This is a genomic window from Bowmanella yangjiangensis, assembly GCF_017255015.1.
Taxonomy (GTDB): domain Bacteria; phylum Pseudomonadota; class Gammaproteobacteria; order Enterobacterales; family Alteromonadaceae; genus Bowmanella; species Bowmanella yangjiangensis.
Map to the genome: position 1 here is coordinate 97,612 of NZ_JAFKCS010000013.1, position 16,921 is coordinate 114,532.

Consider the following 16,921-nt stretch of genomic DNA (forward strand, 5'->3'; position numbering starts at 1 on the left):
GCGCATATTCTAGCATGCCTAACAAGGCGCCTGATACAGCTTGTGTTGCTGAATATAGGCCAGAACTGCTGGGGGCAACAAATCCGGCTCATGGCCCTGAGCAAGCGTTTGACGCAACGCGGTGGACGACTGATGTACCGCGCGAGTTGCGGCCAGCAGAATATGACCATTGGGTGTGTCTTTCAAACGCTCTGGGTTATCCGTCTGGTGCTGAGCCAAGAGGGCCTGAATGGTCGGATTAAACTCGGCGGGACAGTCTCCTCGTTGGCAAACCAACAGGTGGCAAAGCTTGAGTAACTCTGGCCAGTGATACCAGCTGTCGAGACTTTTTAATGAGTCCATGCCTATGATAAAAATCAGTGCCGCCTTTGGCGATTCCTGACGGAACTGCCGCAGAGTCTCAACTGTATAGGAAGGCGTATCTCGCTCTAGCTCTCGCTTGTCCACCGAAAACAGAGGCCAATCCTGGCAAACCAGTTCTAACATGGCCAGCCGATGTTCTGCACTGACCTTGGGGCCTGATTTATGCGGTGGAATATGGCAGGGCAGCAGATGAACCTTGGTTAACCCAACCTGTTTGGCTGCATCAGAAACGGCATGCAGATGGCCCATATGTACGGGGTCAAAGGTGCCGCCAAATAAAGCAATGACCTCACTCATGTATACTCCAGAGGGATACCCTGCAGTGGCATGGGAATAAATAGCAGGCAAAGGTGGCATAATTCAATATAAGGTCTGGTCAAGGCTGACTGCTTAAGCGCCTGGTCCAGACTGGCTAGCTTGCTTTGCATCTGCTGCAGATGCTTAGCATCCAAACGCTGGAGTGCTTGCTGATAGAGAGACTGTCGATTGCTCCAGATTTTGTACTTGCTCCAGAGGCCTGAGAGGTTCTGTCCCTGGCTGCGGGCAAACTGCAAATTTGACAGGGTCTGCCATTCACGTACCAAAGCCCATAATACAATGGTCGGTTCTATTCCTTCGCTTTCAAGCCTATACAGCATCTTTACGGCTTTTTGTGCATCGCCTGCCAGTAATACATCCACTAGTTGAAAAACATTAAAACGGGATTGATCAACCAGCGCTTGCTCGGCCTTACTCTGATCTAACTGACCACCGGGATAGAGGAGCGCAAGCTTGTCGATTTCCTGGCGGGCGGCCAGCAAATTACCCTCACAATAGTCGCTTAGAAGCTTAGTGACATCGGGCGTGGCTTGCAGGCCAGCACGGCGAAGACGGTCGGTTATCCAACCACTTAGCTGTTTGCCTTCCAGCGGGTAGCAGGGAATATAAGCACCGTGCTTGTCGAGGTGTTTAAACCATTTGGCATTTTGCACATCTTTGCCAATACGTGGCCCATGCAAAATAAGTAATACATCGGGGTTTTGCTGCTCAGCTAGCTGTGTGAGCACTTTTGCCCCTTCAATGCCTGGTTTGCCACTTGGCATCTCAACTTCGATAATCTGTCGGTTGGCGAACAAGGAAAGGGTTTGACTGGCCTCCAGCAACTGATTCCAGTTAAAACTAGTGTCCGCAACCAATGAGGTTCGCTCATCAAAACCTTGCTGACGAGCCTGTTGGCGAATGGCTTCCAGACTTTCCAGTTTCTGCTGCGGCTCATCACCAAAGATCAGGTAACACGCTGCCAGGCCTTTATTCAGAGCATCTTGAAGGCGATTGGGATAAAGCTGCATCAGGGCTGCTGTTCGGTTAGCTGGCTCAACTGACGAATGATGCGATCAGCCGCTTGCTTACGCAGCTCGTCAAGGATCAGATTCAGTTCCCTGGACTTCGCCAAGACGGCATTGGGGTCATCCTGGTACTCACGGTTCAAGGTGAATTCCACCAACTGAGCGTCCTGTCCCGGTAGCCTGACTTCGAAACGCACATGATAATTGAGTTCGTACTCGGCTACCTGGCCGGTAGAGAACAGGGATAACAGACTACGCTCCAGTTGTTCGGGATAAAGGTAGAGGGTAATTTCCTGCTCTTTTGGTGCAGGTAATACCTGCACCTTGTATCCCTTTAAACTGGTCTTTAATACACGTGGCAGTGGTGCATGCTGATTGTCGCTGGCGACATGTACCTTAGTCACTTTGTCGCCCAGTAAGCCGGTTCCACGTAAATGGAACCCGCATGCACTCAGCAGTAGCGCTGCAATCAGTACGACACTCAGCCTGCCCATTAATTAGCCACAATATTAAGTAGTTTGCCGGGCACGTAAATTACCTTACGCAGTGTTTTACCCTCGGTATGCTGGCGCACATTCTCTTGCTCCAGTGCCTGGGCCTGTACCTGCTCTTGCGTAGCATCGGTGGCCACAGTCAGCTTGGCCCGCACTTTGCCGTTGACTTGTACTACGATAAGTTTTTCATCTTCTACCAGCGCAGATTCATCTACTTGTGGCCAGGGGCTGTATTCAATGTCCTGATGACCTAGCTGGGTCCACAAACTGTGACAAATATGCGGGGTGATAGGGTTAAGCAGGGCAAGAATCACTTCGATACCTTCACGCATCACTGCCAGATCCTGCGCCTCTTGCTGCGGTGCACGTTGCAGGTGGTTAAGCAGTTCCATTACCGCGGCAATGGCGGTATTGAAGGTTTGGCGCCGGCCGATATCGTCTGACACTTTGGCGATAGTCTTATGCACCTCACGGCGCAGGGCTTTTTGGTCAGCACTCAGTGCGTCGGTATTTAAGGCGCTCACCTCACCGGCGGCCAGATGATCTTGTACCAGTTTCCACAAGCGCTTCAGGAAGCGGTTGGCGCCTTCTACGCCTGACTCTACCCATTCCAGGGTTTGCTCGGGCGGTGCAGCGAACATGGTAAACAAACGTATCGTATCTGCACCGTACAGGTCGATAACTTCCTGCGGGTTGATACCGTTGTTCTTTGACTTGGACATTTTGGTCATGCCGCCATGGATCACTTCCTGGCCGTCACTGCGCAATATGGCGCGCACAACTCGTCCTTTCTCGTCTTTTTCTACATCCACATCAGCAGGGGAGTACCAGGTTTTGGCACCTTTGGCATCTTCGCGATAGAAAGAGTCCGCCAGCACCATACCTTGACACAGCAGGCGCTTAAACGGCTCATCAGACTGCACCAGGCCTTCATCACGCAATAATTTGTGGAAGAAACGTGAGTAAAGCAAATGCAAAATAGCGTGCTCAATACCGCCGATGTACTGATCGACCGGCAACCAGTAATTGGCTTCCTTGGCATCCAGCATGCCCTGCGAGAACTGCGCTGAACAGTAACGGGCGTAATACCAGGACGACTCCATAAAGGTATCGAAGGTATCGGTTTCACGCTCAGCAGGCTGGCCTTCATAGGTGGTTTTTCGCCACTCTGGATCGGCCTTGATTGGTGAGGTGACACCATTCATTACCACATCTTCAGGCAAACGCACCGGCAATTCATCTGCAGCCACGGGCACAGATTCACCGTTTGGTAAATTTAACATTGGGATGGGGGCACCCCAATAACGCTGACGGGATACGCCCCAGTCACGCAAACGGTAGTTCACCTTGCGCTGGCCTTTACCCTCGGCATTTAACTTATCGGCAATCGCGTTGAAGGCTTGTTCTGAGGTCAGGCCATCGAATGCACCGGAATTGACCAGCAGGCCCTTTTCCGTGTAGGCCGCTTTGGACAGATCTACGTCGTCACTATTACTGGGGGCAATAACTTGTTTGATGTTCAAGCCATATTTTGTGGCAAATTCCCAGTCACGCTGATCGTGGCCTGGAACGGCCATCACTGCGCCGGAGCCGTAATCCATTAAAACAAAGTTGGCAACCCAAACCGGTACGTCTTCACCTGTAATAGGGTGAACAGCGGTAATACCTGTGGCACAGCCTTTTTTGTCCATGGTCGCCATATCAGCTTCAGCCACTTTGGTGTTCTTACATTCTTCAATAAATGCGGCTAAAGACGGGTTTTGCTTGGCTGCTTCCAATGCCAACGGGTGTTGGGCTGCCAGTGCTACGTAAGTGACGCCCATCAAGGTATCCGGACGCGTGGTGTAGATATCGAAGCTGGCGTCGCTGTCTTTGACCTGGAAGGTCATTTCAATGCCTTCAGAGCGACCAATCCAGTTGCGCTGCATGGCTTTAACCTGATCCGGCCAGCTTTCCAGTTTATCCAAGTCAGCCAGCAACTGCTCAGCATAGTCAGTGATCTTGATAAACCACTGTGGAATTTCTTTTTGTTCGACCAGTGCCCCAGAGCGCCAGCCACGACCGTCAATCACCTGCTCATTGGCCAGTACCGTTTGGTCGATGGGATCCCAGTTGACCGTGGCGTTTTTCTTATACACCAAGCCTTTTTCATACAGGCGGGTAAAGAACCATTGCTCCCAGCGGTAATAATCCGGTTGGCAGGTGGCCAGTTCACGATCCCAGTCATAGCCAAAACCCAGCGACTTCAACTGGTTTTTCATGTAATCAATATTGGCGTAGGTCCATTTGGCCGGTGCGGTTTTGTTGTCGATGGCGGCATTTTCCGCTGGCAGACCAAAAGCATCCCAACCCATAGGCTGCATTACGTTCTTGCCTTGCATGCGCTGGAAACGGCTGATCACATCGCCTATGGTGTAGTTACGTACGTGGCCCATATGCAGACGGCCACTGGGGTAGGGGAACATGGAAAGGCAGTAGAACTTCTCCTTGTCGTTATCTGGCAGGGCCTTGAATAGACCGCTTTGTTGCCAGTACTGCTGGGCGTCTTTTTCTATCTGCTGGGGATTGTACTGTCTTTCCATCAATCTTGGGTTCCGAACTACAAAAGTTGATAAAGGTGTAGCCCCATAGAATACTTCACTGGGGCCATCAGGAACAATAGCAAGGGGGCATTTCTCTGGCTTTGACGGTCAGTGAGCGGGCTTTGCCAGCGAATTTTGTTCGTGTTGATGGATATAAGGTGATTCTTAGCCTGAAAGTTGATGATAAGGAGTGAATATGAAAGACAACGATTCATCCCGCTACAGCAAGTTGCTTGAGCAAATATCTGACTGGGTAGCGAAATCGGTAGAGCAGGATGTGGTAGACCTGATCGCCATTCAGTCCAGGGCAAAAGCCTATCTGCAGGCAGCCGGTGAGCTGAGCAAGGAAGAGATGCGTTTACTTGAAAACACCTTGACCAGAGATCTGGAAACCTTTGCGCATCATTGGCAGCAAGATGCTGATGCTTCTCCCTGGTGGCAGGCAACGAAAGACAAGCTATGGTCACTATTGGCTGATGCGTCGGATAAAAGTGGCTTAGCCCTGCATGAGTCCCTGCGGGACATTCAACATCAGGGTATCTATCATGTTGGTGAATTGGTGGCGCTGGGCGAGCTTGAGTGTACCCGCTGCCATCACCGCCACTCAGTAACCCATGTTGAAAAAATTCGTCCCTGTCTGGAGTGCGGCCATGAGCGATTTTCCCGGGCCTTAGAAGCCAAGGCTGATGCTTCTTAATTTGTATGTTGCAGCGCTGAGGAAACGGATTTTACCGATGACTTATAAATGAAAAGCCGCATCTGGATGCGGCTTTATTGGCTTAGAAGCTCAGTTCATAGCCAAGCGTGATATAGCGCGGTTTACCCGGCTGCAAGCCGCCATGCACGCGGGTAGCGGCGTATTCGCGGTCAAACAGATTGTCGATCAGCAACGACAGGCGCTGATTGTCAGCCAATTGATAATGGACACTGGCATCTACCACAGTTTGGGCTTTGACCTTATCCAGATCGGCAATACTTCCCTGACCAGCGCTGGTGCGCATCTCCTGCTGATAACGCAGACTCAGGTTCGCCTGCCAGTCGCCGTTTTGCAGGCCGGTTTGTAACAGTAGTTGATGGTCAGGCAGGTAAGGCAACTGGTCGCCTTTTTGTACACTGCCCCAAATTTCATTGTCGGACTCAAAGCTGTTCTTAAATTCACCTTTGGTATAGGTGTAGGTCAGGCTGACCGGAATGCGCAGGTTATCCAATTGGAAAGCCTGGCTGACCAGCATTTCGAACCCTTGAATATCTACTTCGCCGGCGTTGTATTGATTGCCAATATTGGCGTCATCACAACCCTGGCTGGCGGTACAGTTACCATGCATATTGTCATAGTCGCTGTTGAAGGCGATGGCTTCAAAGGCCAGTTCGTTATCGCGATAACGTACCCCGGCTTCCATATTCAGGCTCTTTTCTTCGGCAGTTTGTTCGTTGCCCGGCGATGGGGGGGCCACACCACGTTGAACGCTGCCGATCATGACCCAGTTGTCAGCCAACTGATAGCTGATACCCAACATGGGGTTGAGTAACGACAGACTGTGCTTTTTCACACTGGGGTCTTGCAGACGATCCGGCGCTTTATTCCAGTCTTCACGCTTCATTTCAACATCTTCGTAGCGTAAGCCTGCGTTAATGGTAAGGTCATCAAATACCATGCTGCCTTGAGCATATAAGGCCAGAGCATTGGCACTGCTCAAACGGTTAGTATCTGTACCTGGCACGCCAGCACTGTCCAGGCGCATAGCCAGGCTGCTGTTCATCATATAAGTGTCCGTCCATTGGAAACGGTCTTCCTCATCTTCATGCAGGCGTGCGCCTAGCACCAACTGGTGGTCGCCAAGGCTCAGGCTGTACTCTGTCTGAACTCCCTGGCTAAGGTATTGGCGGTTATTGTTTTTTAAACGCACGGCTAATTCACCGTTTGGATTGGCTTCAAATTCACTGGCCAGCTCCAAACCGCCACCGCTTAAACTCTTGCCGCCGATGCGATCGGCCTTATACCAGTTACGGGCAAATTCATTACGATAGACAGTGGTAACCAAACTACTGTCATTAGTTATCAGCCAGGTGTGTGATACCTGAATCAGGTCGTGATCGGTGTTCATCACATCCAACTGAGAGGCAGCGTAGCGACGGAAAGGGTCGCTAGCGAAGTCTTTATCGAGAATGCCAATATAGGTTTCGTCAGAACGCTCTTCGGCTTGCGCCAGTTTAACTAACAGGTGATGACGGCCATCTTCGCTAAGCTGTGCGGAAAACTTACCTAGCAGATCGTGTTTTTCAAAGCCGGTGTCTTGTCCTCCTGGTAGCGATTTGAAACCATCAGCCGCATAGCGAAAACCTTCCACCACGGCTCCGAAGCGCTCATTTGAGCCGCCCAGTACAAGATGCTCTTTATTGAAGTTGTCTGTGCCCAGCGCGAGTTTAAGTTGACCGGCAAAGGCTACCTCTGGAATAGCGACGGAATTGAGGTTAATTACGCCACCTGTGGTGCGGGGGCCAAAGCGAACGGAGGAAGTGCCTTTTAACACTTCCACCGACTGCATACGTCCCATGGTGGGGAAATAGTAAGCCGCTGGGGCGGTGTAAGGAGCGGGCGCCGCAAGTACGCCATCTTCCATAATAATCAGCTTGTCTGAACGATCCTGGCCGGTGCCACGCATGCCGATATTTGGACGCAGGCCATAGCCATCTTCTTCTGTAACATAAACACCTGGAATGCTAACCAGGGCGCGCATCACATCGGTATAAGCAAATTGTGCCAATGCTTTACTGTCAAGGTAGTGGGCCGAACCAGGAATATGATTGATGGCTGTTGTTGAGCCCAAAACCGTGAGTTTTTCGATATCGTCGTTTGCTAAAGCAGGGGAAGCAGCAATAGCAAGTGCCAGTGCCAGCTTGGAAACGTTGTGTGTCATGATAAATCCATCAAGGTTGATGTGTGCGAGAAGAAATTAAAGCGCGCTAACTTTAACAATTGTGCTATTGCGAATCAATCTCATTGGCTTGTTTGCTTGAAGTCATTACAACAGGTAAGGCCACTCAGTTCACTTAGCCCTCGTATGGGTGAACTTCCTTTACCTGCATGCTGTAGGCGGCGGTGGCAACCTCGTTTTCGGTAAGCTGTGTGGAAAGAATGCCTGACAGCCAATAGGCCTGATAAATATCCTCGACCTTATGTCCGGGAGAAAACTGCAAATAGATAATTTGGTTGGGTGGTGGTGGGGGCATATGAATACAGGCGCCAAAGTAGGGAACCAGAAATGCACTTTGTACTGTGTTATCTGAATGGTACTCCAGGGGGACGACAAACCCGGCTAGGCGCAACGCCTGCTGGTCGAATTCGGCGCGTATGCGGGTCGATACCAAGGCTTCGCTTAGTCGCTTGCGTTTAATCTCATCAATTTGTTGTTGAATACTGTCGGCTTCCTGCTGATCTGTCTGTGGAACAACGAAAGGATCCTCACTGTGATTGATTGGTGGCGCTTCATCAAAGGCCTTTTGATCACGTTCTGGTAGCAAGGCTTGCCACTCGATAGTGCGAAAAACATCTCCAGCTAAGACCAACGGAGGGAATACAAGGATAAGCAAAATTGCAAGTCGCATTGGAAACCGACACAATAAACCAAATAATGTTACATCATAACAAAATGCAGTCTGAAGAGAACATGACGATGCAAGAAATCCAACCCGTAATACAACTGGATAAAGTTCGTTTTGGCTGGGAAGGTAAACCTTTACTGGATATCCAGCACTGGCAAGTGGAAAAAGGCCAAAGGGTATTTTTATACGGGCCGTCCGGCAGTGGTAAGTCCACCTTACTGAACTTACTGTCAGGTATTCTGAAACCTCAGCAAGGCAAGATTAGTCTGTTGGGGCAGGATATAACGGCGCTTAGCGCTGGCAAGCGGGATCGTTTTCGGGCCAGGCATATCGGTATGATTTTCCAGCAGTTTAATCTTTTACCCTATCTAAGCGTACGGGAAAACATCGAATTAGCCTGGAAGTTTGGCAGCAATGGTGAGCGTGACCAAGGGTTTCTAGCCCATATGCTGGAGCGTTTGGAATTGCACGAGGCGCTGCTGGCGCGCCGGGCCAGTAATTTGAGTGTGGGACAGCAGCAGCGGGTGGCGGTGGCTCGAGCTTTGTTAAACAAACCCGAAATTATCATTGCTGATGAACCAACGTCGGCATTGGATTCAGATTTAAGAGATCAATTTTTGCATTTACTGCTTGGCTGCGTAGAAGAGACTAAGGCCACAGTGGTATTTGTCAGTCACGATAAGACCCTCAAAGATTATTTTGATATTCACCAGGACTTGCGTGCGCTTTCTGTCATTGAGGAGACTGCCTGATGTTGCTACGTATTGCCTCTGCCAGTTTATGGAATCGTCGCCTTACGGTACTTTTAACCGCATTTTCCATCGCTGTTTCGGTATTCATTATGCTGGGGGTGGATCATCTGAAAAATGAACTGAAGAGCAGCTTTGGTCGCACGGTTTCTGGTGTTGATTTGATTGTAGGGGCCAGGACCGGCTCTACTAACTTATTGCTGTACTCGGTATTTCGTATTGGCAATCCCAGCAACAACTTATCCTGGCAGACCTACCAGGCACTAAGTCAGTCGAAAGAAGTGGCCTGGGCAGTGCCTATTTCTTTAGGTGACTCCCACAAGGGATATCGCGTGATGGGTACGACGCCGGATTATTTTGTGCACTTTAAGTATGGTAGTCGTCAGGCTCTTAGCTTTGATAAAGGGGCAGCCTTTTCCACCACACAGCAAGTTGTTTTGGGCAGTGAGGTGGCAGCCAAGCTGCATTATCATTTAGGTGATGAGCTGGTCATTTCTCATGGCACCGGTGAGGTGAGTTTTACCCATCATGATGCTTACCCGTTTAAAGTGGTTGGGATCCTGGCACCGACCGGCACACCTGTTGATCAGACAGTGCACGTCAATCTGGCTTCCATTGAGTTGATTCACGCTTCGGGCAGTCATAGCGGGCGCGACCATCCGAAAGTGCAAGGAACTTCTCAAGCTCAATCGAATCAAGAACATGATGATGACCATGACCATGACCATGCGGCGCAGGGAGTAGGGCATGATCTTCAGCCCGGCTCGGTTACCGCCATGCTGGTAGGGCTGAAGTCCCGTATCGGTACACTGACCTTTCAGCGTAAGGTCAATGAATACAAAGCAGAACCGCTACTGGCGATTATCCCCGGTGTCGCCCTTGCCGAGTTATGGCAGATGATGGGGATGGTGGAAAAAGCCCTGGCACTGATTGCCTTGCTTGTATTACTGGCCAGCTTATTGGGCATGACGACTATGCTGTTGGCCTCAATGAGGGAGCGTGAACGTGAGATTGCGGTATTACGTGCTATCGGCGCACACGCCAGCTTTGTGTTGCTGCTGATAGAACTGGAAGCCATTTTAATTGCTCTGGTTGGGGCGGCGGCAGGTTATCTGGGCTTAGCTGGTTTATTGGCGTTGTTAAAGGGCTGGATAAGCAGTGAGTATGGTTTGTTTATCAATAGCTTGCCGCTTTCTGGTTCAACCTTGGGGTACCTGGGGATTATCGTTGGGTTGGCCGCTGTGTTGGCGTTGATACCGGCTATCTTGTCATATCGTACAGCACTATCGCGTGGATTAAGCGTTCGCGTGTAGTATTAGGTAGATTCTCTGCGCTATAAACAAAACAACCGCCAATAGGCGGTTGTTTTTAAAGTGCTTAACGTTAGGAAAACTTACGACGTGCACCTAGACCAAGCAGCGCCAAGCCCAGCAGTGCCAGACTGGATGGTTCTGGAACCGTAGTCACATTGTGGCCAATGCCACCAACATTGGCCAGGTTCTCGCCACTGATATCAAAAGCAAAAAATGAAGAGCGAACGTTATTATCAACATCAACAAAGTTAGTTGTGTTTGCATCTGACCAAATACCAGTCACTAGATCACCAGATTGATAGTCACTGTTGTACTGTGTCAGCACGGCAAAGTAAGTGCCGATATTCAGCGAAATATTGATCAGGGCATCCCATGAATTGCCGGAGCTCGCTGATATTACATTAGAGCTGTCATCATCGGATTGCAGCAGATTGTTTGCACTATCAAATACAAACAACTGCGGGTCAAAGCCGCCATCTGCAATGCTGGTACCAGCAGCATTCACGCCACCCGCGTAACTGAAGCTGATCAAATTGACCTGAGTATTGTCTGCTGTTACATCAAATTGGATGTAGTAGCGACTATTGTCATCGTTAAAATTGCCGGTAAAGGATGATGTGATTAGTGCGGCTTGCGCAGTACAACAAAATCCGAAAAAGCTTAAAAGCGTGATAAGTTTTTTCATGTTTTATTCCCAAAAGTAACTACTTAATTCGGTGTGAGGGTGACAACTTTTTGTTATGCAGGAGGTACGGCATGAAGAAGTTGTGCCATGCCAAAGCTAAATTTGTGCCAATGTTTATATTCTTTTTATTTCAATTGGTTACGTTTTTCCTTTGCAAGAGTTTTACATGCGGTGTAAAAAAAACAGACATGTATTGATGCCAACTAACTAGGTCTATAAATACTGGGTTAATGAAGTGCTGGCTCTGCTAACCTTGACCACTGCAAGAACACCATTTAGCAGTGTCATATTGGGTGGCAGATGACCTATATCAGCATCATAAATCACCGGAAATGGCGCGTCGGCAAATAGCTGTGTCAGTATTTGCTGGTCATTGAATGTTGGGTCATGACTTGGAGCGGCATTGCGGCCGATTAGCAGTCCATTGAGATGTCTAAAGAAGCCTCGGTATTTCAACCCCTGCAAGGCGCGAAACATAGCTGGTGGGCTTAGCTCAGCATTTTCCAGATAGAGAATCATGCCCTGGCCTTGCGACCGCTGTTCAAACCTATTTATGTCAAAATATTCGGTACCGGCAAGGTGGATGAGGATATCCAGGCAACCACCAAATAAGTGACCGCGACATTCCACTTCATCTGCCTGACCTAAAATCTTCCACTGGCTCTTTGGCCCTAGCTGCAGTCCCTGCTCAGGATATTCAATAAAACTCACGCCATGCTGTTGATAATGGCTGGATGCATGCTGAGTAAAGGACTGGCCTGATGCTAAGCTAAGCGGCATTAATGCTGAGGCGGTTAGCGGCTCGCTTTCTGACGGTACCATCTGCATCAGATTAGTCGTGTGGGCAGTGCACCAACCTAATTTGCTCGTCAGGGCGTTTAACAAGGTACTGATATCTGAATGGCCGACCAGCCATTTAGGACGAACTGTGGCCAGTTGGTTGTAATCAAGGGCGTCTAATAGATCCATACCAATCTCGCCACCCCAGGGGGGCAAAATGGCGTCAACTTGTGGATCCAGCAAAAAGTCCATGAGTTCTTTTGTTCTGTGCGCCTTACTGGCGCTGACATGCTGATGATTGGCGCGTAGGCATTGTCCTTCAATGACGTGATAGCCTTGATTACGTAGATGCGCTAAAACCACGTCTAAACGGGGATGCATTGCTTGCGGCACGCCGGAAGAGGGGGCAGTAATGGCAACGGTATCGCCTTTCTTAAGCGGCTTTGGGATGTGAAACATACAGGTTAACCTAACAGGGTTTGGATACTGGTTTGGCCCAGCGCATCGGCCAATAGTGCTTGCTGACGCTCTTCTTCTGTCAGTATTCCTACCAGCGGAGTTTGGCGGCGCAACTTGCGCATACGGGGGCTGTCTTCCAATAATGCCTCATACATTTGTTGTGGCGCATCAGTTAAGTGCTCTAGAGCACAGTACCAGGTCAAATAGGCACCATGACCGAGCCGTCCTTGCTCTTTTCGGCTTTCCAAGGTGCTGAATACATTTTCAACCAGGATAGGGTGCTGGCAAAGCTTATCTAGCATGGCTCTATGCAGAATAAGAATCTGCCGGTCGATGTTTTCATCCTTAATGCCGGTTTTCTTAATTTGATAAGGGCGGTCTTTTTTATGGTGGCTGCGCATATTGTTACCTTAATAAAGGTCTTAGCATTTGCTCTAAGCCATTAACCTTAATTTCATGCACTAATGCGAGTTGTTCTCCGAGTTTGCCAGCAGGAAATCCCTGTTGGGCAAACCACACCAGATAGGGTTCAGGCAATTCCAACAGTTTGCGACCGGCATATTTGCCAAAGGGCATGGTTTGGTTAATGGCGTCCAGCATCAGCTGTTGCTCATTCATTCGTTAGCCTCCTGCTGCTGGTGTTGCCAGAGTCTGGCGTAGTAGCCATTGTCTGCGAGCAACTCGCTGTGCTGACCTTGCTCAACAATGCGGCCCTGATGCATAACCAGGATATTGTCAGCATCAACTATGGTGGATAAGCGATGGGCAATCACCAGGCTGGTGTGGCCTTGGGCTACTTCGCGCAGCGCCGCGAGTATGGCTCCCTCGGATTGACTGTCCAGCGATGATGTCGCTTCGTCAAATAACAAAATAGGCGGACGTTTGAGGATAACCCTGGCGATAGCAACCCGCTGCTTTTCGCCTCCGGATAATTTCAGCCCTCGTTCGCCCACCATAGTTTGATATCCATCTGGCAGTGATTCTACGAAATGTTCCAAGTGCGCCAAGCGAATGGCTTGTTTGACTTCCTCTTCGCTGGCATCGGGTCTGGCGTAGTGCACGTTTTCGTAGAGGGTGTCATTAAACAGTACGGTATCCTGCGGGACGATACCAATGGCTTTGCGTAACGATGATTGGCTAACCTTTCTGATATCCTGACCGTCGATAAAAATGCCGCCGTCGGAAACATCGTAAAATCTAAACAACAACTTAACCAGGGTTGACTTACCTGCTCCCGACTCGCCGACTACGGCAACCCGTTGACCGGGTTCAACGTTGAAATTGACGCCGCGTAAGATAGGGCGGTCATGTCGATAATGGAAGCTGACATCTTTAAATTCTATTTTCCCCTTGCTTATGTGTAGCGAAGTGCTGTTATTGGCATCACTGATAGCGGGGACTTTATCCAGCAACTTGAACAGATTCTCAATATTAGCCAGTGCACCACGGATTTCGCGGTATACAAAGCCAAGGAAGTTCAGCGGCATAAAAACTTGCATGGTGAAGGCGTTAATAAGGACAAAATCACCTAAAGTCATTTTACCTGCGGCTACCTGGTTGGCGGCCATCCACATCATGGCCGTCATGGCTGCAGCGATTACAAAGGCTTGCCCACCATTTAATACAAAAAGTGACAAACGGTTTTTACGCCGGGCTTGCTCCCAGTCGGCTAAATCCTGGTCGTAACGTTTGGCTTCATAATCTTCGTTATTAAAATATTTAACGGTTTCGTAGTTCAGCAGGCTATCTATGGCTCTTGAATTGGTGGAGGAATCGGCCAGATTCACTTCTCGTACATAGCGGGTGCGCCAATGGGTGGCTTTCACCGAAAACCATACATAAGCAAATACAGACAGCATAATCACCACAGCAAAGCCAACGCCATAGTTGTGCAGCAACAGCCCGGCCACCAGGCTGATTTCCAGCAGTGTTGGGACTATATTGAACACCATAAAACGCATCAGAAAACCGATACCCGTGGTGCCGCGCTCAATATCCCGCGACAGGCCGCCGGTCTGGCGATTCAGGTGAAAATCCAGGTCCAGTCGGTGTAAATGTTCAAAAACTTTAAGGCCTAGACGACGCATGGCACGCTCGGTAACTCTGCCAAACAAGGTGTCGCGGATTTCACCCGCTAACACGCTGAATAGCCTAAGCAAACCATAGGCAACTATGAGTGCAATGGGTACTGCAACTAAAGCCACCTCTGGCGTTGAGACATTTAGATCATCTACCACGTGCTTAAGTACAAAAGGCATGCCGACACTGGCAAGCTTGGCACCGACCAGACATAGCAGTGCCAATAAAACCCGGGATTTGAACTCTCTGAGGTAAGGGAGGAGCTGCCAAAAAACTGACCAGTTGACCTGTTGATCCTCATCTATGGGAAATTTACTGCGGCGCATGTTATTGAAATTGAGTAGTTAGGGGGCGGATTGTAACAACCGTCAGAAGAAATCTATACCGCCTCTTGAAGAAAGCTCTTTACCTTCAGATAACGTTCTTCCTGCTCATCATTCAGTTTGCCGTTTTCAATTGTCAGGATGCAGCGCTCCACCATGCTGGCTGCACCTTCAGACAAGCCCTGCTCGCGTACTTTCATGGCAATTGCCTGTAGCAAGTTCAATGCAATAGATGGATTCTTGGGCATCAGGCTGTAAGCTTGACGAAAAGCTTTGAGCGCTTCTTCCAACTGACCGCTTTGATAAAAATCAACGGCGCTGTTGTTGAGCTCTTTAGGCGTTTGACGGATTTCTGCCTTCTCACGTTTTTCCTGCTGAATGTAATGCAGGAAAAGCTCGCCGTGCTCTGGCGTGAGTCGGCAGCGCCTCTCTATTTCGTCTAACACATTCTGGCAACGGTCATATAAGCCCAGCGTGTGAAATGCTTTAGCTTTGTCGAGCAAATCCTCTAAATCCTGGCTTTGGTTGGGTTCCTCGCTTAACTGTTCCACCAGTGCCCGGGCCCTTTCTTTCTCATCCTGTAGGTACAAAAGGCGGGCATTAACGACCTTTATCTGTTCCTGTAACTCCGATTTGGGGAAGGCTTGCTGAAACTGACGAATATAGTCGTTTGCCTGTTTTATCAGGTTGGATGTCTCTTGTTCATCGGCGGTCATCGCGAAATCAATGCCTGCTCTGGCTACATTGATATAGTTTTGCGGCATATCGTGAATGGAATGCTTGGCAAATTTTACGATGCGCTTAGCAGCTTCAAATTGGGTCTCATAGTCATGGGTTAGACGGGATAAATTAATTGCTACCCGATGACGGCGTAGGTTGCGGGGGGAAATTTCCGCAGCCATTAGTATCGCTTCTAAAGCAGATTCAAAATCCTGCAGCTTCACGTTCAAGCCGCAAAGTAAATCATAGGCCACTAGCTGTGAGTCGGGTTTAAAGGCCAGTTGCAGGATCAGTTTTTCTGCTTCTTCATCTTCATCCAGCTTTATCAAAGCATTGACTAACCCGAGTCTTGCCCAGGTAAAGGGCTGTACATTGATCACTGCATGATAGAATTCTTTGGCTTCCCTGGCTTTGTCACAGGCGAGCAGCAGTTCACCTTTGGTCTTTAATGCCAGTGGAAAAAATTCAGCAAATTCCGGGCGGGTTAAAAACTCTTCAATGGCATCCAGAGCGTTTACAAAATCGTCCTTGTCCATCAGGCGGTAAATCGGATTAAGCACTTTCTTGCGTTTTAAAACCCGGCTTAAACGTTTGTCCAGATCCTTAACGCTAAAGGGTTTGGCAAGAAAGTCATCAGGCTGGAGCTCTATAATACTATGCACCAGCTCAGAGTTTGTGTCGGCACTGATAAAGATAAAAGCGGTGGTAAGAGGCAAGGCGTGGCTGTTTTTAAGCTGGTCGTAAAGGTAATAACCGTCCTGATCTTTTTTCAGATTGTAGGAACAAACTATAAGGTCAAAATGTTCCTCTTCGATGATCTTCAATGCGGCATTAGCTTTATCCACATAAGTAATGTCGCGAAAACCTAATTCCTCCAGTGAGTATTTGATATACCCCTGCGCCAGGACCTGCTCATCAATAATGAGTACCCGACAGGTTTTGGCCAGCTTCGCATCCATAGAACCCTGCTCTTTTTTCATCACTTAGGCTTAGCTTATCGCATATTTTGCAGGATGCTTAAATGCTTTATCAGCTAAGCGACTTTGTTTGGTAAGGAAAAATAAGCGCGATATAGAGAATATTTTGGGGATAGGAATTGAAATAGCTGTGTATTCAAGCCTGGATAGCTAACTAAGAAAATTAAAACAGCACAAATTCTATAACGTTATCTACATTTCGGATTATCGGTGATGCACGTTTTGGCAAAGGGAACGAGTGGTGCGTGCACCGTATCACTGAAGATAAGATAAAGATTATGGTGGATGGTACTGGGTTGGAGCCGGTGATGCCCGTGTTGGTAAAGGGAACGGGTGGTGCTTGCACCGTATCACTGAAGATAAGATAAAGATTATGGTGGATGGTACTGGGTTGGAGCCGGTGATGCCCGTGTTGGTAAAGGGAACGGGTGGTGCTTGCACCGTATCACTGAAGATAAGATAAAGATTA

At 49.1% G+C, this 16,921-nt stretch carries 15 protein-coding genes; 3 read left to right on the plus strand and 12 right to left on the minus strand.

Translation table 11 applies throughout. The features are described from left to right. Positions 1-18: 18 nt before the first annotated feature. Genes nadD through leuS form a run of 4 tightly spaced genes read right to left on the minus strand, consistent with a single transcriptional unit; the run spans position 19 to position 4,764 of the window. The gene (nadD, locus tag J0A65_RS13880; protein WP_206594780.1) at positions 19-660 is read right to left on the minus strand and encodes a nicotinate-nucleotide adenylyltransferase; all 642 of its coding nucleotides are present in this window, start codon (positions 658-660) and stop codon (positions 19-21) included. Beyond that, positions 657-1,691 (minus strand): DNA polymerase III subunit delta, encoded by a 1,035-nt coding sequence (gene holA, locus J0A65_RS13885; protein WP_206594781.1) that lies wholly within the window; start codon positions 1,689-1,691, stop codon positions 657-659. Before holA ends, nadD begins: the two co-directional genes overlap by 4 nt. Beyond that, positions 1,691-2,182, minus strand: a complete 492-nt coding sequence (locus J0A65_RS13890) for an LPS-assembly lipoprotein LptE (RefSeq protein WP_206594782.1) — start codon at positions 2,180-2,182, stop codon at positions 1,691-1,693. Before J0A65_RS13890 ends, holA begins: the two co-directional genes overlap by 1 nt. After that, the gene (gene leuS / locus J0A65_RS13895) at positions 2,182-4,764 is read right to left on the minus strand and encodes a leucine--tRNA ligase (protein WP_206594783.1); all 2,583 of its coding nucleotides are present in this window, start codon (positions 4,762-4,764) and stop codon (positions 2,182-2,184) included. Before leuS ends, J0A65_RS13890 begins: the two co-directional genes overlap by 1 nt. Positions 4,765-4,960: 196 nt before the next feature. Here leuS and J0A65_RS13900 point away from each other — a divergent pair, with 196 nt between their 5' ends. Then, positions 4,961-5,461 (plus strand): zinc ribbon-containing protein, encoded by a 501-nt coding sequence (locus tag J0A65_RS13900; protein ID WP_206594784.1) that lies wholly within the window; start codon positions 4,961-4,963, stop codon positions 5,459-5,461. Positions 5,462-5,543: 82 nt separating this feature from the next. On the opposite strand, the gene J0A65_RS13905 is transcribed toward J0A65_RS13900, so the two are convergent. Beyond that, positions 5,544-7,682 (minus strand): TonB-dependent receptor family protein, encoded by a 2,139-nt coding sequence (locus J0A65_RS13905; protein WP_206594785.1) that lies wholly within the window; start codon positions 7,680-7,682, stop codon positions 5,544-5,546. Positions 7,683-7,815: 133 nt separating this feature from the next. Next, positions 7,816-8,370 (minus strand): DUF3299 domain-containing protein, encoded by a 555-nt coding sequence (locus J0A65_RS13910; RefSeq protein ID WP_206594786.1) that lies wholly within the window; start codon positions 8,368-8,370, stop codon positions 7,816-7,818. A gap of 62 nt (positions 8,371-8,432) precedes the next feature. On the opposite strand from J0A65_RS13910, the gene J0A65_RS13915 reads away from it, so the two are divergent. Both J0A65_RS13915 and J0A65_RS13920 read left to right on the plus strand, forming a co-directional pair. Further along, positions 8,433-9,119: an ABC transporter ATP-binding protein gene (locus J0A65_RS13915; RefSeq protein WP_232849956.1), complete on the plus strand. Its 687-nt coding sequence runs from the start codon at positions 8,433-8,435 to the stop codon at positions 9,117-9,119. Next, positions 9,119-10,429, plus strand: coding sequence for an ABC transporter permease (locus tag J0A65_RS13920; protein ID WP_206594787.1), 1,311 nt, complete (start codon positions 9,119-9,121; stop codon positions 10,427-10,429). Before J0A65_RS13915 ends, J0A65_RS13920 begins: the two co-directional genes overlap by 1 nt. Positions 10,430-10,499: 70 nt before the next feature. Here the strand turns inward: J0A65_RS13920 and J0A65_RS13925 are convergent, their stop codons facing one another. The 6 genes from J0A65_RS13925 to J0A65_RS13950 all read right to left on the minus strand — a co-directional run bounded on the left by J0A65_RS13925 (position 10,500) and on the right by J0A65_RS13950 (position 16,434). Next, positions 10,500-11,114 carry a DVUA0089 family protein gene (locus J0A65_RS13925; RefSeq protein ID WP_206594788.1) on the minus strand — a complete coding sequence of 205 codons (615 nt, stop codon included), beginning with the start codon at positions 11,112-11,114 and terminating at the stop codon, positions 10,500-10,502. Between the two features lie 213 nt (positions 11,115-11,327). Continuing rightward, positions 11,328-12,353, minus strand: a complete 1,026-nt coding sequence (locus J0A65_RS13930; RefSeq protein ID WP_206594789.1) for a S66 family peptidase — start codon at positions 12,351-12,353, stop codon at positions 11,328-11,330. A 5-nt stretch (positions 12,354-12,358) separates the two neighbouring features. Beyond that, positions 12,359-12,754: a hypothetical protein gene (locus J0A65_RS13935; RefSeq protein WP_206594790.1), complete on the minus strand. Its 396-nt coding sequence runs from the start codon at positions 12,752-12,754 to the stop codon at positions 12,359-12,361. Between the two features lie 4 nt (positions 12,755-12,758). Continuing rightward, the gene (locus tag J0A65_RS13940) at positions 12,759-12,971 is read right to left on the minus strand and encodes a DUF3820 family protein (protein WP_206594791.1); all 213 of its coding nucleotides are present in this window, start codon (positions 12,969-12,971) and stop codon (positions 12,759-12,761) included. After that, positions 12,968-14,758, minus strand: coding sequence for an ABCB family ABC transporter ATP-binding protein/permease (locus tag J0A65_RS13945; RefSeq protein ID WP_206594792.1), 1,791 nt, complete (start codon positions 14,756-14,758; stop codon positions 12,968-12,970). The genes J0A65_RS13940 and J0A65_RS13945 overlap by 4 nt, the downstream gene beginning before the upstream one ends. 53 nt (positions 14,759-14,811) lie before the next feature. Then, on the minus strand, positions 14,812-16,434 hold the full coding sequence (locus J0A65_RS13950; protein ID WP_206594793.1) for a response regulator: 1,623 nt from the start codon (positions 16,432-16,434) through the stop codon (positions 14,812-14,814). Between the last annotated feature and the right edge of the window lie 487 nt (positions 16,435-16,921).